The organism is Priestia abyssalis (assembly GCF_002019595.1).
Lineage (GTDB): Bacteria > Bacillota > Bacilli > Bacillales > Bacillaceae_H > Bacillus_BA > Bacillus_BA abyssalis.
In genome coordinates, this window is record NZ_KV917369.1 from 4,824,478 (window position 1) to 4,844,763 (window position 20,286).

19 protein-coding genes and 1 other annotated feature are annotated in these 20,286 nt (G+C 42.1%); of the genes, 4 read left to right on the forward strand and 15 right to left on the reverse strand.

Features of this window, described 5'->3' with window-relative positions:
• Positions 1-3 precede the first annotated feature (3 nt).
• The 12 genes from BK575_RS23115 to BK575_RS23170 form a co-directional block, all read right to left on the reverse strand.
• Complete coding sequence (locus BK575_RS23115) at positions 4-477, reverse strand: type II secretion system protein (protein WP_078413924.1); 474 nt, start codon at positions 475-477, stop codon at positions 4-6.
• 39 nt (positions 478-516) lie between these two features.
• The gene (locus BK575_RS23120; protein WP_078413925.1) at positions 517-1,296 is read right to left on the reverse strand and encodes a hypothetical protein; all 780 of its coding nucleotides are present in this window, start codon (positions 1,294-1,296) and stop codon (positions 517-519) included.
• A complete protein-coding gene (locus BK575_RS23125; protein WP_139368093.1) occupies positions 1,293-1,901 on the reverse strand; it encodes a fimbrial protein in 609 nt (202 codons plus the stop codon). The genes BK575_RS23120 and BK575_RS23125 overlap by 4 nt, the downstream gene beginning before the upstream one ends.
• Positions 1,898-2,890 carry a type IV pilus biogenesis protein PilM gene (pilM, locus tag BK575_RS23130; RefSeq protein ID WP_204524881.1) on the reverse strand — a complete coding sequence of 331 codons (993 nt, stop codon included), beginning with the start codon at positions 2,888-2,890 and terminating at the stop codon, positions 1,898-1,900. The genes BK575_RS23125 and pilM overlap by 4 nt, the downstream gene beginning before the upstream one ends.
• 13 nt (positions 2,891-2,903) lie before the next feature.
• Positions 2,904-3,656: a prepilin peptidase gene (locus BK575_RS23135; protein WP_078413927.1), complete on the reverse strand. Its 753-nt coding sequence runs from the start codon at positions 3,654-3,656 to the stop codon at positions 2,904-2,906.
• Positions 3,657-3,689: 33 nt separating this feature from the next.
• Entirely contained in the window at positions 3,690-4,121 is a 432-nt protein-coding gene (locus tag BK575_RS23140; RefSeq protein WP_407984362.1) for a type IV pilin protein, read from the reverse strand.
• A 79-nt stretch (positions 4,122-4,200) separates the two neighbouring features.
• Entirely contained in the window at positions 4,201-5,415 is a 1,215-nt protein-coding gene (locus BK575_RS23145) for a type II secretion system F family protein (RefSeq protein ID WP_078413929.1), read from the reverse strand.
• The gene (locus BK575_RS23150) at positions 5,415-6,455 is read right to left on the reverse strand and encodes a type IV pilus twitching motility protein PilT (protein ID WP_078413930.1); all 1,041 of its coding nucleotides are present in this window, start codon (positions 6,453-6,455) and stop codon (positions 5,415-5,417) included. The genes BK575_RS23145 and BK575_RS23150 overlap by 1 nt, the downstream gene beginning before the upstream one ends.
• A 13-nt stretch (positions 6,456-6,468) precedes the next feature.
• The gene (locus BK575_RS23155; protein WP_078413931.1) at positions 6,469-8,130 is read right to left on the reverse strand and encodes a GspE/PulE family protein; all 1,662 of its coding nucleotides are present in this window, start codon (positions 8,128-8,130) and stop codon (positions 6,469-6,471) included.
• 9 nt (positions 8,131-8,139) lie between these two features.
• Positions 8,140-9,534, reverse strand: a complete 1,395-nt coding sequence (locus BK575_RS23160; RefSeq protein WP_078413932.1) for a VanW family protein — start codon at positions 9,532-9,534, stop codon at positions 8,140-8,142.
• A gap of 129 nt (positions 9,535-9,663) precedes the next feature.
• On the reverse strand, positions 9,664-10,365 hold the full coding sequence (locus tag BK575_RS23165; protein WP_328589533.1) for a PRC-barrel domain-containing protein: 702 nt from the start codon (positions 10,363-10,365) through the stop codon (positions 9,664-9,666).
• Between the two features lie 19 nt (positions 10,366-10,384).
• A complete protein-coding gene (locus BK575_RS23170) occupies positions 10,385-11,902 on the reverse strand; it encodes a hypothetical protein (RefSeq protein ID WP_078413933.1) in 1,518 nt (505 codons plus the stop codon).
• Between the two features lie 356 nt (positions 11,903-12,258).
• On the opposite strand from BK575_RS23170, the gene BK575_RS23175 reads away from it, so the two are divergent.
• Genes BK575_RS23175 through BK575_RS23185 form a run of 3 tightly spaced genes read left to right on the forward strand, consistent with a single transcriptional unit; the run spans position 12,259 to position 14,068 of the window.
• On the forward strand, positions 12,259-12,651 hold the full coding sequence (locus BK575_RS23175; protein ID WP_169907960.1) for a type IV pilus modification PilV family protein: 393 nt from the start codon (positions 12,259-12,261) through the stop codon (positions 12,649-12,651).
• Positions 12,652-12,665: 14 nt separating this feature from the next.
• Positions 12,666-13,106, forward strand: coding sequence for a PulJ/GspJ family protein (locus BK575_RS23180; RefSeq protein WP_078413935.1), 441 nt, complete (start codon positions 12,666-12,668; stop codon positions 13,104-13,106).
• Between the two features lie 11 nt (positions 13,107-13,117).
• On the forward strand, positions 13,118-14,068 hold the full coding sequence (locus BK575_RS23185) for a hypothetical protein (protein WP_078413936.1): 951 nt from the start codon (positions 13,118-13,120) through the stop codon (positions 14,066-14,068).
• A 61-nt stretch (positions 14,069-14,129) separates the two neighbouring features.
• On the opposite strand, the gene BK575_RS23190 is transcribed toward BK575_RS23185, so the two are convergent.
• The gene (locus BK575_RS23190; RefSeq protein WP_078413937.1) at positions 14,130-15,425 is read right to left on the reverse strand and encodes a bifunctional folylpolyglutamate synthase/dihydrofolate synthase; all 1,296 of its coding nucleotides are present in this window, start codon (positions 15,423-15,425) and stop codon (positions 14,130-14,132) included.
• Between the two features lie 176 nt (positions 15,426-15,601).
• Positions 15,602-18,247 carry a valine--tRNA ligase gene (locus BK575_RS23195; RefSeq protein ID WP_078413938.1) on the reverse strand — a complete coding sequence of 882 codons (2,646 nt, stop codon included), beginning with the start codon at positions 18,245-18,247 and terminating at the stop codon, positions 15,602-15,604.
• Positions 18,248-18,292: 45 nt separating this feature from the next.
• Positions 18,293-18,559 (reverse strand) — a binding site (T-box leader).
• Positions 18,560-18,780: 221 nt separating this feature from the next.
• On the opposite strand from BK575_RS23195, the gene BK575_RS23200 reads away from it, so the two are divergent.
• Positions 18,781-18,972 (forward strand): hypothetical protein, encoded by a 192-nt coding sequence (locus BK575_RS23200; RefSeq protein ID WP_028395066.1) that lies wholly within the window; start codon positions 18,781-18,783, stop codon positions 18,970-18,972.
• A gap of 114 nt (positions 18,973-19,086) precedes the next feature.
• Here the strand turns inward: BK575_RS23200 and ysxE are convergent, their stop codons facing one another.
• Positions 19,087-20,139, reverse strand: a complete 1,053-nt coding sequence (gene ysxE / locus BK575_RS23205) for a spore coat protein YsxE (protein ID WP_078413939.1) — start codon at positions 20,137-20,139, stop codon at positions 19,087-19,089.
• Positions 20,140-20,286: the final 147 nt, after the last annotated feature.

Below are 20,286 nucleotides of genomic sequence, written 5' to 3' on the forward strand. Positions count from 1 at the left end.
ACATTATGGGAGCAAATTTGCGATTTTGTCGGTGGACAGTTCCTTCGATGGAATTCCTTCATCGTGGCTGCCGCATATTTTTTTCGTTTCTCCGTACAGACAAACGTAATACTGAAGTTCATTATCCTCAAGCTTGATTTCGACAAACGATTTGTTTTGATCATCTGTTATCCCGAGCTCTTTTCGTGTATAAGGATCTTGCAGGACATGCAAATAGTCTTCGTTGACCAATTCCGTATATGTCAATTTTGCCTGCATTTGCGGATTCAGTGCCACTTCACTCGCGCGCCTATGCAAAGAGGCCGCTTCTTTCATCGCAACCGCATTTGCCACAAATGCCTGATGTTTCGATTTTTCGATAATTGCACCGACAGCAAGGATGGAGATTCCGGCAAGAATGCCTAAAATGGCGATGACAGCAAGCAATTCGACAAGCGTCAGCCCTTTTTTATTTTTAATTACCATTCTTTCACTCACGGCTACTCCCCCAAAATAAGACGGTCACTTCATCCATCACTAATTATTGATCAACGTTTGAAACGGATCTTCTTTCTCGCCCGGTTCCGGCAGATCGATCGTTGGTATATCTTTTCGCAATTCTTCTAAAGCCGGATGGTAAAAAGTCGAGATTGTCAGCTCATATTGGACGGTAGGCTTGTCGATTTCCGATAATTTGGTCGGTTCCTGCGGCCCTTGAAATGAAATGCTTTCAACTTGCGAGATTCGTCTCGACTTTTCCACTGTATCGATAAACGTCAGCAAATCCTTGTACCATTCCGATTCGACCGAAAGCTTGACCGTTACTTTTTTCAAGCCGACCGGCAGTGTTTCCGCGCTTTGTTCCGCCTTCTCTTCTTCCTGTTTATCTTCCGGAACGATGGTTCCCGTTTCTTCATCCATCACCATCTGTTTTTTGTTCGGTCCGTTTTGTTCTTCGCTCTCCGCTGACCCAAGATCCGCCTCTTCCTCATCGGAAAACTGCATACTTAAAATTAAGCTGTTTGACACCACTTCCGCTTTTTCGAGCTCGAGCAAAAACTGTTCGGTAAACGGCTTCACCGGAAGACGCTTTTGCAGCTCCACACTGCTTTGAATCATTTGTGTTGCCGGCATGCCTGCCTTCTCACTCGCGGATTTCAGCAATTGCTGTTCGGTTGATAAATCGCTTTCTAACAGTTCAACTTCTTGCTCGAACGGTCGAATGAACTTCGTGTAACACAGCAAAGAAAGAAGGACAATGATCATAAAAAGGATCCCAGCAGCCAGAGACTGTTTTTTCGTTAAACGAAGGCTCATTTTTCTTCCTCCTTCGCCAGTTTCTTCACTTCTTCTCCGTCAATTTCCAGCTCAAATGTCGCCAAATAACGCGGCAGTACCTTTTCTGTCTCATCAAGCTCTTCCGTTTTCTCGTTTTTCAACTCCTGGGCTTCCACTACCATCAGCTTCGCATCTTTTACAATCGAGAGTTCATTGTTTAAACGACTTAAATAAAAAGCAGCCTCCGAGCTTTCATCAAACTGCACGATCAGTACGGCTTTTTGTTCTTCGGTATATTGGAATCCCTGGATGAATCCCCGTTTTGGCAAGGCAGACGTCAATTCATTTAAAATCGGTACGGTCGAAATCGGATAGTGTTCCATCCATTCGATCGCTGACTGCAACTGCTGCACTCCTTGATTACTTTGACGTGTTCCCGCTTCTTTTTCTTTTAAAAGCCGGCCTGCTTTCGTCTCATTAATCGATATTTCAAGCTGTGTTCGCTCTGACTGCAAATTGGTATATTTCCATAAGAGAAACCCGCCTGCTGCTATTCCGCCCGCGATTAAGACTGACATGATAACAAGAAATGCAATATTTCTCGGTTCTTTTTTCGGAAGCAAGTTAATTTCAACTAACATCATTGCACCTCTTTTAAAGCCAGGCCTAGTGCCAAGTAATAACGGCGGTCCACTTCATTCGGCAGCTCTTTTTGCTGGACGGAAACATCAATTATTTGAGCCGGCAGCGACACGTTTTCTTGCAACTTCTCAAAAAGCTCCATTAAATATGGATGGTCGCCTGTGACGAATAATTGGGAAATCTCCGTTTTTCCTTCATGCATCGAAAACTTATAAAAATTGACAATCCGCTCCACTTCTTTATAAATATCATTCAATTTTCCTAACAGTATGTCTTTGCCGTCCACCCGTTCTAAAACAGAGTGATTCCCATCATTTGTTACATTCCAGTTTTCCAGCTTATCTTCCAATGGAATATGTCTCATGAAGGTAGGCTGGTGTTCATGAAACACGCTGACATTGACAGACAACAAATCGATTTGGATGAACATCTGATGAGTGTCTCTTGCCATTAAATCTTCATGATGGCAAAGGCGATATAAACAAAGAGGCGAAACATCCGCCGCCACAGGCTGCAGTTTCGCTTCTTGCAAAACCTCCGAATAATGAAGCACAAGCTCTTCCGGAGCGGCAAATAAAATAATGTCTGTTTGCTGCTCCGTACGGCTTGTAACGAAGAAATCGAAAATCGCGTCTTCAAACGGCAAATGAATGCTTGAACCGATTTCCATATATAAATACCCTTTTATCTCATCGTCATCGAGCGATTCGGGCAATGTTTGATGCCGAATAACGACGCGGTCATCCGGCACAACAAAACGGACTTTCGTACGCTTCAGTCCCCAATCAAGCACACACTCGTCCAAAATCATGGACAGCGTTTCGGAATCGACGATTTTTCCGTTCTCGATGATTCCCTTTGGCAAATACCGTTCATATGCCTTTGAAACGGCAAGGGACGGGGCATGCTTCAATTCCGCATAACGTATCACATGGTCTTTTATAACAAGATTGCCTATTTTGCCTTTCATGGATGGTAGCCGTAAGACCATTGTTTCTCACCTACTATAGTAAAAATGTAAAATACCACTCTAGCATTTCTGTGCCGTAAAAATAGGCACAAAGGGTCCCCGCCGCAATGAACGGTCCGAAGGGAATCGGATTCTTCCTTTTCACTTTCCCTATCATCATGCCGATGCTGCCGATGACAGCGCCGAATAAGGTGGCGAGGAAAAAGGAAAGCAGCACGAGCTTCCATCCTAACACGATGCCAAGCACACCGTACAGCTTAATATCACCGCCGCCCATGCCGCCTTTGCTGACAAAAGCAATAAAAAGAAGGAGACCAAATCCGACAGCGGCACCTAAAATCGAATCCCACCATGGCATAAGCGGGATGAAGATTCGTTCAATGAGGAACAAACCGGTAAAAAACAGCAGCACGACATCCGAAATGACCATATAGGCCAAATCGGACACGACAATAATCACAAGCAAGGAAACTAATGTCAGCGCAACCAACAATTCATATTCAAACCCAAATAAACGAAATGACAGGACAAAAAGCATGCCTGTCAAAAGTTCCATAAACGGATAAATCGGTGAAATGCGCGCCTTACAGTTCCGGCATTTCCCGCCTTGTATAAGATAAGAAAACACCGGAACAAGCTCCCGCGCCGTAAGCACATGCTTACAGCTTGGACAACTTGAACGCGGCTTCACGATTGATTGTTTCATTGGGATGCGTAAACCGACGACGTTGTAGAATGAACCTAGGATGAGGCCTAACGAAAAAATATATACATTAAGTAATAACATAATATAAATTCCTCGAAAAAAATTTAGGAATTACTACTTAATAGTAATAACACCCTCAACTGCTGCCGGTGTTTTCTTTTCAATAGCTGTTACATCTGCGTCATCAAACTTAATTTTAACTTTACCTGCAGTAATTTCACCTGTTTTTAGTTTAAATGTCTTACTATCTTTATCTGTAGTGACTGTATAGGTAGCTGAAACAAAATCATCTACACCATTGACATAACTTGCTAAATCTGTCTGATCGATTGAAACATCATCAACCCCATTTGAAGCAACATAAACTTTCGCCGCATTCAAAATCTGCAACGCATCCGCCTTAACTGCATCTTCCTTCGACTTCTGGATAATCCCACCAATACTAGGCACGGCAATCGCCGCAATAATACCAAGGATAACAATTACCGCCAATAATTCAATCAGCGTCAAACCCTTCTCATTTTTCAACATTCTTTTTAACATCATTTTCTCTCCCTTAATTTAATAAATACATAGGACAATACTACTATCATTTTACAATATTTACTTAAATATGAAAATAGTTTTAGTATGATTGTACGTGATTAAATATGTCAAACATCGGAATTAAAATCGATGTTACAATCGTTCCGACGAGTCCCGCGAGTACAACAATCATTAACGGCTCGATGAGCGATTTGAGTCGATCCGTACTTGTTTCGACTTCCGCTTCGTAAAAGTCGGCAACTTTCCCGAGCATCACATCCAATGACCCCGTTTCTTCGCCGATGGCGATCATTTTCGTGACAAGCGGCGGGAACACCCAATGCTTTTCCATCGGCTCCGTCAAAGAATGTCCCCGTTCCAATGCATCTCGTGACTTGACTAATACACGCGATACCACTTCATTGCCTACTACATTTTCAACAATGCTGATGGCCTGCAAAATTGGGACCGAGTTCGAAAAGAGCGAGCTCAATGTCCGGGTGAACCGGGCAATGGCCGCCTTTTGTAGCAAGCCTCCGAAAATGGGCATTTTAAGCAATAAATAATCCAAATAATACTTGCTTTGCTTTTCTTTATATAAAAGCGAAACGGCAACAGAGATTAATACAAGCCCACCGATAATTATCCACCAAAACTTCGTCATAAAATCACTGGCATCGAGAACAAATTGAGTGATGGCCGGAAGCTCAGCCCCAAAATCTTCAAACATCCCGACAAATGTAGGCACAACCGAGACAAGAAGGAAAATGACGACCCCAATTGCAATGACTCCGACAACAGCCGGATAAGCAAGAGCTGAAATCACCTTTTGTTTCGTGCGGTGCTGTTTTTCAAAGTGATCGGCGAGCCGCTCAAGCGTTTCGTCCAGACTTCCCGAAACCTCCCCCGCTCTTACCATATTCACGAACATCGGCGGAAATACTTTTTTATGTTTCGCAGCCGCCGCGGACAATGCATTTCCGCCGCGCAAATCCTCTTCCACATCCATTAACGCCTTTTTCAGCGCCTTACTGTCCGTTTGTCCGGCTAAAATTCTTGTGGAATCGACAACCGTGACACCGGCCTTCAATAACGTCGAAAATTGCCGCAAATAAATGACAAAATCATATAATTTAACGCTGTTTCCAATTGTAATCTCTTTATTCAGCAGCGTTTCTTTCATTTCCTGAATATCGGAAACCCGGATGCCTTTTTCTTTCAACTTTAAAATGGCCTCTTTTTTAGAAGCGCTTGTCATTTTTCCCTGGTGTTTTTTACCTCTCAGGTCCCGGCCCTCATATTTGAACTGTGGCATTATGTTACCGTCTCCTCAAGATAAGGCTGTACCGCCTCAACTGAAATTTTCCCTGCTTCAATCAATTCATGGATGGATTGGGTCAACGTTTGCATCCCAAGCGCACGGCTCGTTTGCATGACGCTTGGAATTTGGTGGATTTTCTCATTTCGGACCAAGTTGGCGACCGCCGGGTTGTTTACTAAAATTTCCATGGCGCAAGCACGGCTTTTCCGGTCGGCCGTTGCAAGCAACCGCTGCGATACAATCCCTGTCAACACAGAAGCAAGCTGAATACGGATTTGGGCTTGCTGGGAAGCGGGAAAGACATCGATAATCCGATTGATCGTAGAAGGAGCACTCGACGTATGAAGCGTCCCAAGCACAAGGTGGCCCGTCTCGGCTGCGGTAATGGCCGTATGAATCGTTTCTAAATCCCTAAGCTCGCCCACCAGGATGACATCGGGATCCTGCCTCAGCGAAGCGCGCAAGCCGTTGGCAAAATTATCCGTATCAAGTCCAATTTCACGCTGATCAATGATACAGCCGCCATGTTTATGTAAATATTCGATCGGATCTTCGAGTGTAATGATATGCTTGCGCATCGATTTATTCATGTAATCAATCATGGCTGCCAGTGTCGTCGATTTGCCGCTCCCCGTCGGTCCTGTCACAAGAAGAAGGCCTTGCGGTTTCCCTGAAAGACTTTTCAGTATATCCGGCATCCCCAGTTCATCTAATGAAGGCACTTTGGTCGGAACGACACGAATGGCCATCGCCACACAGCCGCGCTGATGATACGTATTGATGCGAAACCGGGAAATGCCGTGCAAGCCGTATGAAAAATCCATTTCGCCTTTTTCCTTGAACTCTTCCCACAGCTTGTCCGTCATGATTGCTTTCGCCATTTGCTCCAAATCGGCAGGTAAAAGGTTGTCTTTGCCGTACCGTTTTAATTCTCCATTCAAACGCACGACGGGCGGTACGCCGACGGTTAAATGCAAATCCGATGCTTTCAATTCATAGGCGGCTCTCATTAAATACTCAATTCGTTCTTTCATTTAAACCCTCACCCTAGCTAACCGTTACAACGCGCAGCACTTCTTCTGTCGTTGTTAATCCTTGTTTTACTTTAATCAAGCCATCGTCCAGTAAAAAAATCATTTTGTTTTTGACGGCAAGCTCGCGCAATTTGCTCATCGGTTCCTTATTTAAAATGACTTTTTTCATCTCGTCATTCATGACCATTAGCTCATGAATGGCAATCCGTCCTCTATATCCTGTCATGTTGCATGTTCCGCATCCCCGCCCGCGGACAACCGTCTCCAGTTGAATACCGCGCCGCGTGAAAATTTCCTTCTCACTCTTAGATGCCTGCTGGACGTCCTGACAATCACGGCACACACGCCGGACGAGCCTTTGGGAAACGACTCCAGTCAAGGAGGTGGCGACAAGGAAAGGTTCTACCCCCATATCGATTAGACGGGTAACGGTGCCAATGGCATCGTTCGTATGAAGTGTACTGAAAACGAGATGTCCTGTTAAGGAAGCCCGAATGGCGACATCTGCCGTTTCTTTATCACGAATTTCACCGACCATGATGATATTCGGATCCTGCCGCAAAATCGAGCGAAGGCCGGACGCAAACGTCAACCCGACATTGGTGTTCACTTGAATTTGGTTGATTCCTTCAAGCTGATACTCGACAGGGTCTTCAACCGTGATAATGTTTGTCTTTTCATCATTTAAGTGGTTTAATGCAGCATATAAGGTCGATGATTTCCCTGAACCCGTAGGTCCCGTAATTAATACAATACCATTTGGCTGTTCGATTAATTTTAAAAAACGCTCTAAATTCAATCGGTTAAATCCAAGCTTCTTTACATCGTTTAACGCACTTCCTAAATCAAGGACACGCATAACGATTTTTTCTCCATAAATGGTCGGTAGTGTCGACACGCGCAAATCCACAGGATGAAAATCGACATTGAGCTTTATTCGTCCGTCCTGTGGAATGCGGTGCTCCGTAATATCCAAATTCCCTAAAATTTTAATGCGCGCTATTAGCATACCTTGTAAATGTTTCGGCAAAATTCGTTCTGTTTTTAATAGTCCATCCGTTCGATATCGGATCAAAATTTTCGTTTCCTGCGGATCGATATGAATATCGCTCGCTTTTTGCTGGACAGCATTGGCAATCAGCTGATTAACGAGGCGAACAATCGGAGAATCATCTTTTGCCGCTTTTTCTTCTTCCTCGGTTGTTACATTATTTTGAAAAGAAGCGAATTCTTCCACGTCTTCATCCAAATCATAGTACTTCGTAATCGAACGCAAGATGTCATCCTTAGAGGCAATCGCTCGTTCAATATGAAATCCTGTGGATAAGCGCAAATCATCAATAGCAAAGAAGTCCATCGGATCGGCCATTGCCACAAGCAGCCGATTCCCATCCTTTTTCAAAGGAATCAACACATTGCGCTTGGCGAACTCTTTTGAGATGAGCGTCGTCAGCTTCGGATCAAATGGGTACCGATATAGACTTATATGAGGGATACCAAGCTGAAGCTCCAGCACTTCAATCAATTGCTGCTCGGTAATGTAGCCTCTTTCAAGCAAGGCATCGCCCAGCTTTTGCCCCGTTCTTTTTTCGGCCAATGCCTCTTTTAACTGCTCATCTGTGATAAGGCCTGCATCAACTAATAAATCTCCTAATCTTTTTCTTTCCTGGATCATAACCAACCCTCATTTTCCATTGTTAGCTTGCGGTTGCTCCAGCAGCTCTGTTTCTCGGCTGTCATTTTCAACTGGCACATTCTTTGTATCCTCGCTGACAACATCAGGTGATGTCTTTTGTTGTTCATCGGCTGAAGAATCATTCGCTTCCCCGTTTTTCGATTCAGTACCATTAGAAGAGGGGGCATCGTTTTCCGTTGCTTTGTCCGTTGTATCAGAAGGCTCCTGTGAAACGGTCTCTTTTTCTTCCTCCTCTACTTCAAACCCCCGTTGCTCGATCATATGAACGGGAGGATAGAAATCTTCGGCAAGCAAAACCGATTTGACATCTGCACCATCTGCAATTATATCTCGGTAGACCTTTATCACCATCCCTTCTCTCCCCATTTCCTCGATATTCCGGACATTGGGAGGAAAAGCGGCATTGAATTGGACAATTGTTTTCGGTTCATATTTCTCTATATCTTTTACGACCGCTTCATATCGGTAAAATAGTGGCTCCCCTTGCAGCGTCGTTTTTAAACTGTTATGTACAAGTTCAAATTTCAACACATAGGACGTGAAGTTCGGATTGAAAAACACCAAATCTTGTTTTCCTTCCGCTATTTTCGCTTCAAAACCGGGCTCGATTCCTTCCGGCAGCTGCCTGCTTATGTGCCGCTCTAAAATATCAAAATTTGAATTAATAATAGTTTGATAGATGGACGACCCCCATAAACTTAAAAGCTCATTCGAAGGATTTGACAAGTTAGCTTTTTTCACGATTTCAAGCAAAGAGATTTGTGCATTCGGTCCGATTTCGATTGTTTTTACTTTCTCAATCAAAGATGATATATCCTGACTGCTGACCGTATCACTGGAAACAATGGCATGCGAAATGACCTCTTGTTTCGCATGCTTGCTATCTGTATAGGCTTCCAGACGATAATCCCGTTTACTTGTATTCAAAAAGGCGGCTTGTGTATACAAATCTTTTTTCAGTTTATCACTATCCAGTTTTTTGACTTCTTCGGGGCTTGTAAAATAGCGTAAAAACTGGTTGAACAGCTCCTCATTGACTTGGACGGATATCGGGTTTTTCTCCCCGCTTTCTATTCCGAGGACACTGTCTTCGATATTGAACGAAAAAATATCCATAGGCAGCACTTCTATCTTTTCTTTATAGTGAATCATAATAGAATGCGTTTTTTGCCAAGATTCAACCTCTGCTGCCAGCTGCTCTTGCAGGGCTTGTGAAGAAATCCTTGCTGCCGGAATGGTTCCAAGCGTTGTCCCATCAGAGTATTGACTACTTGAACCGAAAAACTTTTCATACGCAAAGACACCAAAATGTGAGAAACTAACTAGATAACCTGTACAGAGCGTCAATAAAAGAAAAATGCGGAGAAAGTTCCCATCTCTCACACTCAATGCCTCCTAACTTTAGTCCGTCACATTCATGGATAGTTCGACGAAAACGCTTGGACCTGCTTGCTGAGCTTTGACGATATCCGCTTCCGTCAAAAGGCTTCCTTCATGAACGAGAAGATCTCCTTACTTATTGTAGATGTTTTTCGTCACTTTTTTGCCCATCAACAATTCGGCTTGCTTAGACTTTAAAACTTCGATTTGCTCTTTTTGGCGCTCTGCTTCCTTCTCTTTGACAGATTGTGGCTCTTCTGATTCTTTGTTCGCTGCAGGCTCGCTTGTCGCTTTAGCCGGGCTGCTTGCTTCTTCTTTTGTTTGACCAGCTGCTTCCATTAATTGTTCAGCTTCTGTCAAAAAGGCTTCTTTCGCATGCTCGTTGACGATGACCATCTCTTTTCCAAGAGTAATGACACTGCCGATCGGCAAAATAACGTCCTTCTGCCCCGATTTGATGCTCAGCCCCATCAGTTCGCCATTATCATCGTTCAAATAGTATTCTAAAATTTCACCTAACAGCTCACCTTTTCTAGTCATGACCTTTGAGCCGATGATGCCGACTTTTTTATTTAACAGCTGGTTGGCAATCGGAATCTCGTTTAAATCAATAACGGCGCTCTCATTCTCAACCGTTACAGCATATTCCCCTACACCAATAACTTTTTTAAACGGAATGGCTTTGACGCTGACTTGCCAATCTTCTTGTTGAATCGTTAAAAAATCAACCGAAAATTTCTCTGGATTAATGACCAGGCTGTTCACCTGACCCAGTTGGTCTCCCGCAGCAATGCTGATGATCGGGAGTTTTATTACTTCAATACTTTTTTTCATTGTTTCATCACACCTACTTCTAGTTGTTTATAATTACCTCTAAATAATTTAATTCCTCTAATAAAACTGGATGGTCTGCATATGTTTGCTGTAATTGTACAAGCAGTTCTCTGGCTTGTCCGTATTGATGCTGCTCGGCATAATGGCGAGTAAGCATCGTGGCGAGCACATAATGTTCATGGGCAGACAGACTTGCAGAGAGATATTCCTTGAGAAGGGCTTCATACTCTTTTGGAGCCTCAACTTGTTTATATAATTGCAATTGCTCTAATACGATGTCCCATAATTGTTGACGAAGAACAGGTGAAGACTCCATTTCTGCTTCAACTTCGTCTGCCGCTTCTATCTCTGAAACAGACACTTCCTCTGAACTTTCACCATTCGTTTCTTTATTTAATATGTCCTGAATGGAGCCATCTGACAATGCAGGGTGAAAGAATCTCTCTTCCTTTTCTTGTTCATCGACTGGATCGGACACTTCCTGCATCTCTTTATCAGAAGAAAAACGGCCCTCTGTCAATTGATCCTCTTCTGGTATTTCCTGAATGCTGTCGTTCAACATGGAAGAAAGAATAACTACCTCTTCTTCGTTTTGTTCAGAAGACAGGCCGGCTGGTGCATCATCATGCTCAAAAAGGGCTAGAAGCTCTTCATCCAAAGCTGATCCGTGTTCGCTCTTTTCATCAGAGAAATCGTTTTGTTCCACACGCGTTTCCTCATCATGGCCAGACTCTTCCGTTAGATTGTAGTCTTCCATAAACAAGGCTTCAATCTCACTATTCAGCAATTCAGGAATAGATATGCTGCTCGTTGAAACATCTTCCGGCTCTTCTTTTTCTGATTTTTCCGTCAAGTCGTTTGCTGTTTCATTATTTAATGGCTGAATAAAGTCTAATTCTTCAATATAATCTTCACTTACTAATGATGACTCATCCATATTTTCTTGATCCATTGAGCCGGACATTTGCTGCGAATGTTCTTCTTCCGCAAACACAGGCCGCTCCAGCAAATCATCTGTTTCTTTTGTCACTTTCAGTGGAAGCGTTTCAATGTCCGCCTCATCCTCAGATATATGCGCACGATGATCCAGTATCTCTGCCATCTCATCCGTAAAAGCCACTTCTTGCATATTTTCTTCTTCTACAAGGACTGGGCCCGGTTGAAGCAGTGAAGCTGTCGGTAACACTTCTTCTTCCAGCTGGTGTGTTTCATTCATAGAGGTTAAAACATCATCGTGGATAAGCGGGGTTCTCTCTTCCTCATCACCCAACACTCCCTCTTCTTCCCACCCTTCATGAACTTTTACCATTTCCACCCGTTTACTAATTAAGTACGAAACTGCTAAAATTAATAGAAACAAAATACCTACTACGTTGGTCATAGGCAAAAAGCCACTGGCTGCCATAAAGACGAGAGTAAATAAACACGCAGCTGCAAAAATGGTAAGCTTCCCCGCTTTACTATAAGAAGCGGGAAAAAAATACAGCGTAAGAAATAGCGTAACGATACCGGCACCAGTTGAAAGAAAAGTGATCATTTCACATCACATCCTAATAAACAACTAAAAATTGACGAAAAAGCTCTAAATCTGTCAATATCATTTCTAGCTTATTGTATAATAATCTGTTCTAATTTAAAAGAAGGGAGAGGGCGCATGGGAAAGAAAAAATTTGGGAATGAACGCGGGATTACTCTTGTGGAAGTTCTTGTTTCGCTTACACTTTTAAAAGAGCAGTAGTCCTTTTGTCCTTCTTTGTTGCACAGTACTTTGGAAAATAAAACAAGAGGATTAATTACTTCCAATAGTATAATTGGTAGGGAGGGTAAAACCGGTTTATTTATTCTCTTTATGAAGTATCTCGTTATAAAGGTAGTACGGAAATGGAGGATAGCATGAGTGATCAAGATGAAAAAGGCTTTACTTTAATTGAAGTCTTATTATCCATTATTATTTTAACAATTGTCCTTACAACCTTCTTTCAATTTTTCAGTCAGTCTATGTTGTTTTCTTCAAGGAATGTGGAAAAGCAACAGGCGATTCAAATCGTAAGACAACTTATGAACGAACTACAAGAAAATGAACATGTCTATCCCATCAATGACGAAACAACCTTAAATGATCTTTTCTCAAAAGTTGATAATATAGAAGAACTGCAAAAAAAATTTGATATTTCCTTAACACTACAACAGGAAGAAGCACTCATTCAGGTGCATGTGAAGGTACAATCTAGAAATTGGAATGATGTTTCTGCTGAAACATATGGATATATCTCTTCATCTCCATAAGGAAGGTCAACAAAATGAAAGCTTTAAAAAACAATTACGGCGTTACATTGCTTGAGCTTTTAATAGTCCTCGCTATCGGGACCACCCTTTCCATTTTAGTCTGGGGTGTGCTAAACAACGCTGTCAAAACATATGATAAAACGGCCGAACATATTAACTTAAGACAAGAAGCCAATATATTAATTGAAACACTTTCTAATCGTCACAAACGGGAAGAAAATCTAGATATCCGATACGACAATCAAAATAAAAAATTATACATTAATGAACAGTTATTCAATGACAAGGGTTATAAGATTGATGTCTCTTTTAGAGGATCTACTAGGGAGGATTTATTTGACAACTCTTATCACATCACAAATCTTCAAAATCAAAAGCTGGTGCGTCTATATTTTAAGTTTTATGATGAAAACGGAAGTGAATACGAAATACAAACAACCATAAGCCGTTTATAAAGGTGATGTAGATGAAAAATGAAAAAGGTTACACATTGCTCACAGTCCTGCTGATGATAGTTTTAATAACCACATTCGGGCTTGTATTAGCAAACGCCGCTTTTAATACAGCCAAACAAAATAATATAACAGAAGAAGATGTCCAAGTTACAGACTTAGCAGAAATGGGTATTACCTATTTTGAAACAGAATTTCGCACTAAATTAAAAGTACATTTGGAAGATTTAGAAGAGGAACGGCAGCGATTAAGAGAAGAAGCAAGAGAACTCGGAACAGAAATGAACCTGCCGCCTATCAACTTAGTAAAGGAAAGCAAAGATGTAATTAGCACCATAATAGAAAGCCATCTCGTAGATAAGAGAGATGATCTATCGTTCCATTTCAAAATTGGGATTGACAGCGTTAATCAACAAGGTGAAAATCAAGCAATTATCGCTTATACAAGTACTGGATGCATCAAAGAATGCAATAGTCCTAAAAAGAAATATTCCATAACTGGAAAAATCGTTATTTCTAAAAATCCAGAAACTAATCCTGTCTTTCCTGATGAAATATCTTCTGACATGCTTCCACCCCATGTAACTAGTTGCACCTTTAAAAAGAATGGCCAACTTATAACTTCAACAGATTGTTATATAAATCCAGGCAATAGTGATTGGACAGATGATATACACATGAATAATAATCAGACCATTCATATTCTGGGAAATGCTGATGTTAATACAATTAAATTCTCATCCGGAGCAATCGTTTGTGTATATGGAAGCCTTTTTGTAGATAGTATCCACGGGAATCCACATAACCGTTTCCTCTATGCACTTTCAGTAAATCCAGCGAGTCGGGTTAACATCGAAACAGATCCAGAAAAAGTTTATAAAGCTTGTCTTCCTCACCTGGACTTTTCTGATGATAACCTGGAGGATAACTGGGATATTTCCCTTGATGATCCTATTTATCAATGATGATCCGTTCTTATGAATAAAAGGGCCGGAATCTCAATGCTTCTTGAGACTCCGGCCCTTTTTATAGTAGTTCCTTCCTTACCTCCGAAATAAAATACAATGATCCCGTCACAATCAACATGTCTTTCTCTTTTCTCAGCCTCTCTTTCCCTTGCGCTAACGCAAGCTGCCAATCCTCTTCAAACAAGACATTTTCTTCTTGAACAATTTCATATAGTTCTTCCGCCCCATAAGCCCTAGGAAAATCAAAGCTCGTAAATGTCAGTGAGGCAGCGACTTCTTTAAGCTTCTCGATCATATCCTTCGCATCTTTGTCTTTTAAACAACTAAATATAATATGAATCTTTTTATCCTCGTAATGCAGCCTCAACGTCGAAACAAGGCTTTCCACTCCCTGAAGATTATGCGCTCCATCAACGATCACAAGCGGGTTATCACTCATTTTTTCAAAACGTCCGATCCATTTTGCTGCACGTAACCCTTCACGAATGTGTTCTTCCTCAATGACCGCTTCACCGTGCTGCTGTAAATAAACAGCGGCCATCGCTGCAAGCGACGCATTTTTCACTTGATGATAACCCATCATCGTAATGTGCAAATCCGTTAATGTACCGGTTGGCATTTCAAGAGAAAACTTTTCGCCTGACTGTAATGTTTCATACGAAACATTGTGAAAATCTTTTCCTAACAAATACAAAGGAGCTTGTTTCCCAGCTGCTGTTTCCACTATAATTTCCTGTGCTTCCTTTTGGTCGACAGCCGAAATAAGCGGTACTCCTTGCTTAATGATTCCCGCTTTTTCTTTCGTAATCTCTTCCACCGTTTCACCTAAAATATGCGTATGGTCAAATCCAATGTTTGTAATGATGGTTAAGATTGGTTCTAAAACATTCGTTGAATCAAGGCGGCCGCCTAAGCCCGTTTCAAAAATGACAAAGTCTTGCTTGTTTAGTTTTCCGAAATAATAAAACGCCATGATGGTGATCACTTCAAACTCCGTCGCTTCCCCTAACTCTGTTGTCTCCAATTGTTCGACAACAGGTCGAACCGCGTTCACAAGATGAATCATGTCTTCATCTGAAATTGGCTGTCCATCCACACTAATTCGCTCATTAAAAGTTTCAATATATGGTGATGTGAAGGTGCCTACTTGATAACCCGATTGCTGTAAAATGTTACGCAAATAACAGACGGTTGAGCCTTTCCCATTTGTCCCTGCCACATGAATGGCTTTCATATGATGATGCGGATTCCCCAATTGCTCGAGCATCCATGCCATCCTCTCCAACCCAGGTTTGATTCCAAAACGAAGCCGATTATGAATCCATTCTAACGCTTCCATATAAGTCTCCATCATTCTGCCCTTCACCCTTCTATCTATATTTCTATACTTTGATTTTTCATCTTCACTAGAGACTAATTATATAGAAAAAAGACACTGCCGTACAGACAGTGTCTTTCTTGATGGTGTCTAGCTCCAGGCGCCATCGGCTCGAGGTCATAAGCCGATAGAGGCGCCTTGCGCTTTTCTTATTAACCTTTTAACTCAGCAATACGAGCTTCAACGGACGTACGTTTTTCAACGTAGTCTGCTTCTTTCTTGCGCTCTTCTTCAATTACATTTGCCGGTGCTTTCGCAATAAAGCCTTGGTTGCTTAATTTCTTTTGTACGCGCTCGACTTCTTTGTTCCACTTGTCTAATTCTTTTTCAAGACGCTTAATTTCTTCCTCAACGTTAATTAAGCCCTCAAGCGGCAAAATAAGCTCCGCACCTGTTACAACGGCACTCATTGCTTTATCTGCTGCTTCTACTTCCATTGCGATGACAAGCTCGCTTGGATTACAGAAACGCTCTAAGTAAGCGCGGTTCTTTTCAAGCTGTCCTTGAATGTTGGCATCTTTCGCCTTAATGTGAAGCTTCACTTGCTTGCTCATCGGCGTATTCACTTCCGCACGGATATTACGCACAGCGCGAATGATATCTACCAATAAGCGCATTTCCTCAGCCGCTTCCGTATCCATTAAGTCTGTACGCACTTCCGGCCATTTCGCTGTTGTAATCGATTCGCCTTCATGCGGCAAGTTCTGCCAAATTTCCTCGGTAATAAACGGCATAAATGGGTGTAGAAGGCGCATTGTGTTGTCTAATACGTAAGCCAGGATGGAGCGAGTCGTTTTCTTTGCTGCTTCATCTTCTCCGTAAAGCGGCAATTTCGCCATTTCAATGTACCAATCACAGAAATCATCCCAGATGAAGTTATAAAGAACGCGGCCTACTTCACCGAACTCATACTTCTCAGCAAGCTTCGTGACCGTTTCGATTGTTTCATTCAAACGAGTCAAAATCCATTTATCTGCAACAGATTTTTCACCGCTTAAATCAATTTCTTCATATGTCAAGCCAGCCATGTTCATTAATGCAAAGCGAGAAGCGTTCCAAATTTTGTTCGCAAAATTCCACGTTGCCTCTACTTTTTCCGTGCTGTAGCGCAAATCTTGACCAGGTGAAGAGCCTGTTGACAAGAAATAACGTAATGAGTCCGCACCGTACTGATCGATGACTTCCATCGGATCAACACCGTTGCCAAGAGACTTACTCATTTTGCGTCCTTGTGCATCACGTACCAGGCCGTGAATTAACACATCTTTAAATGGACGTTTGCCAGTAAACTCAAGACCTTGGAAAATCATGCGTGATACCCAGAAGAAAATGATGTCATAACCTGTCACCAGTACATCAGTCGGATAAAAACGCTGATAATCGATTGACTCGGTATCAGGCCAGCCCATTGTCGAGAACGGCCATAATGCAGAACTGAACCACGTATCCAATACGTCATTATCCTGTTCCCAATTCTCGATATCTGCCGGCGGCTCATGATCGACATGAACCTCGCCTGTTTCCTTATGGTACCAGGCCGGAATGCGGTGCCCCCACCATAATTGACGAGAAATACACCAGTCGCGAATATTTTCCATCCAGTGTAAGTATGTTTTCTCGAAACGATCCGGTACGAAGTTCACTTTTTCGTCAGCCAAATTTTGCAATTCAATGGACGCATCCGCTAATGGCTGCATTTTCACGAACCATTGCGTAGAAAGGTATGGTTCTACAACCGCACCACTGCGTTCGCTGTGGCCGACAGAGTGCATATGGTCTTCGATTTTAAACAACACGCCTTCTTCTTGAAGATCTTTGACGATTTGCTTACGGCATTCGAAACGATCCATTCCTTCATATTTGCCGGCTTTGTCATTCATCGTGCCATCCGGATTCATGACAAGAATACGCTCTAAATTATGGCGGTTTCCGATTTCAAAGTCGTTCGGATCATGCGCCGGTGTAATTTTAACCGCTCCTGAACCGAATTCCATATCCACATAGTCATCGCCTACGATTGGAATTTCACGGCCTGTAATCGGAAGAACAACCATTTTGCCAATTAAGTGTTTATAACGCTCATCTTCCGGGTGAACAGCAACTGCTGTATCTCCAAGCATCGTTTCCGGACGGGTTGTCGCAATTTCAATATGGCCGGAACCATCCGCTAACGGGTAGCGCATATGATAAAACGCACCTTGTACATCTTTATAAATAACCTCGATGTCTGATAACGCTGTTTTCGTTGCAGGATCCCAGTTAATGATGTATTCACCACGGTAAATCAACCCTTTTTTATAAAGAGTCACGAATACTTCACGTACCGCTTTAGACAGACCTTCATCCAACGTAAAGCGTTCACGGGAATAATCAAGGCCAAGACCAAGCTTTGCCCATTGTGCACGAATATGACTCGCATATTCTTCTTTCCATTTCCATGTTTCTTCGACGAATTTTTCGCGCCCTAAATCGTAGCGTGAAATCCCTTCATGGCGAAGTTTTTCTTCTACTTTTGCTTGCGTCGCGATTCCCGCATGATCCATACCGGGAAGCCATAACACATCAAATCCTTGCATGCGCTTCATTCGTGTTACGATATCTTGCAGCGTCGTATCCCACGCGTGCCCTAAATGGAGCTTACCTGTTACGTTTGGCGGCGGAATAACGATTGTATAAGGCTGTTTTTCCTGATCATTCGTTGCTTCAAAAAACTTTCCGTCAAGCCAGTATTTGTAACGATTGGCTTCAACGGCTTTCGGATCGTATTTTGTTGACATGGTGATTTCCTGTTCTGCCATTTTTCCTTACCTCCATCAAATAAATAAAAAACTCCTTTCATCACATAAAAGGACGAAAGGAGTGAGTTTCGCGGTACCACCTTTTTTCATAAGCCTTATGTATAAACGGATAGGCTTATGCACTTAAACAGATAACGGTCTGTTCCGTCTTTTTCTACTAAGATACTTGTAAAGGTTGTTCAAAAAGTATCACGTTCAAAAAAGCTGCTCATGGGCGACATTCGAGCGTGACGATCCTAAGAAGTCTCACAGCCAAGGACTTCTCTTTCTGAAGGCGTACACTGCCCTACTCTTCCCAATCAGGGCGTTTTTATATAGAGGAAACTTCCATCTGCGGGACTTACTGCCCGTTAACGACGGATTAAAAAGTCTCGTAACTATACTATATGAAAAATCTATCAATCGTCAATAATCTTCTCCATTTTTTTCGTGTCGTATTCATATTTCGGAAAAATTGATACAAAATTCACCATAGTCTCCCTCTCTTCATACGATACACTAGGCAAACTCTACAGAAGAAAGGACAAGATACGATGAAAAAACGGTTTAACTCGTACAAATTTCAAAAGTGGACGCGTAATGCCAGTGCCGTTTGTGCTCAGTTCATCATTCCATTAACTATCTTCCAAGCGGTTCGGACCGTTTTTTTCCCGACCACCTTTGATGTGCTGCTTTTAACATTACTTATCATTTTGGCTGCCGCCGTCTATTTGGAATGGGTGTGAAAGAAGGAAAAAATTTTCGCTATCAGGTGCGGGCAGACGGTTCTCTCCTAATGAAAAAATCCCCTGAAAAGACGACGATTAAAAACAAAAAGCAAGCCATATACATAACAAAAGTTACGTATTGGCTTGCGCTTGTGCGGCCTGTTCGGCAGCAGCTTTTTTTTGTTGTTCTGCCTGCATGATTCTTGTCAGCAGCTGTTCAATATTTTTCATATGCCAATAGGCTGCTACTAATGCCTGAACATGCTTCATCTCTGTTTGGGATTTCCGTTCGTTCCGGTATCGGTCAACCGCCCTGACAATCGATTCCGGAAACGCTAAATAGCTGTAGAACAAAAGCAGCTCCTCTTCTTTTAAGGGAAAACGCTGCTGATAAGTCGTAAACCATTCATAATTTTCATAACTTTGGATGGGATATGTTTTAAATGCCCGGAAATAAAAGGACATGATATCATAAATAGGAGAGGCTTCCTTTGCTTGTTCAAAATTAATAAAGTACCCATTTCCATTCTCGTCATACACGAAGTGTTTAGAAGACAACTTTCCATGGATTGTGACGAGTCTGGCATTTTCTTTTTCCTTCATGATTTCATACCATTCATCAAGCTTATTGCGGGCAAACTCCAATGCTTGCGAGCATTCATGGTAAAACATACAAAAGTATAATTCAAACGGGGCCATGTAAACTTTTTGTTCACATTCAGCCACATATTTTTCTAAATCTTCTTTTCGGTCTTCCCATTGTTTCTTCAATAAATCATAATGGCTCTTTACTTCTTCTTCCTTCAGTTTTATATCGTGTGACGTAATCGAATGAAGCTGGGCCAGTTCTTGAAACAATTTGTGATAGCGAATGTCCCGTTCTTCTTTCGGCTCATTTGGGAGCCACGGCATCATATAGTAAGCGTTAGTACCTTCATATACGATATACTGACCGTCATGCGTGTGATACGGGCGAACCATTTTCATAAACCCTTTTTGAGAGAGCGCACTCATGGCTTGAATAAAATCCGTTCCTTGCCTGGAAGAAGAAGCCAGCTTTTTTAAAGCAAATGTACCTTTATCTGTATATACTTTTTTTATCTTTCCATAATCTTCTACAAAGTCCACCTTTAACCGATACGGATTCAGCAACTCTTGATAATCAACAATCGTCTCGTAACTCACTCGCTTTCCCTCATTTTATCAAAGTCTAAGAAAAGATCGAACAGTAACACAGCTGCGCAATATATAACTTCACGTTAATTTTCTAACATCACTATCGCTTTTTATTCTGTTCTCGCATCTTAGAATAGTCTCACAAAGGTTCTCGTA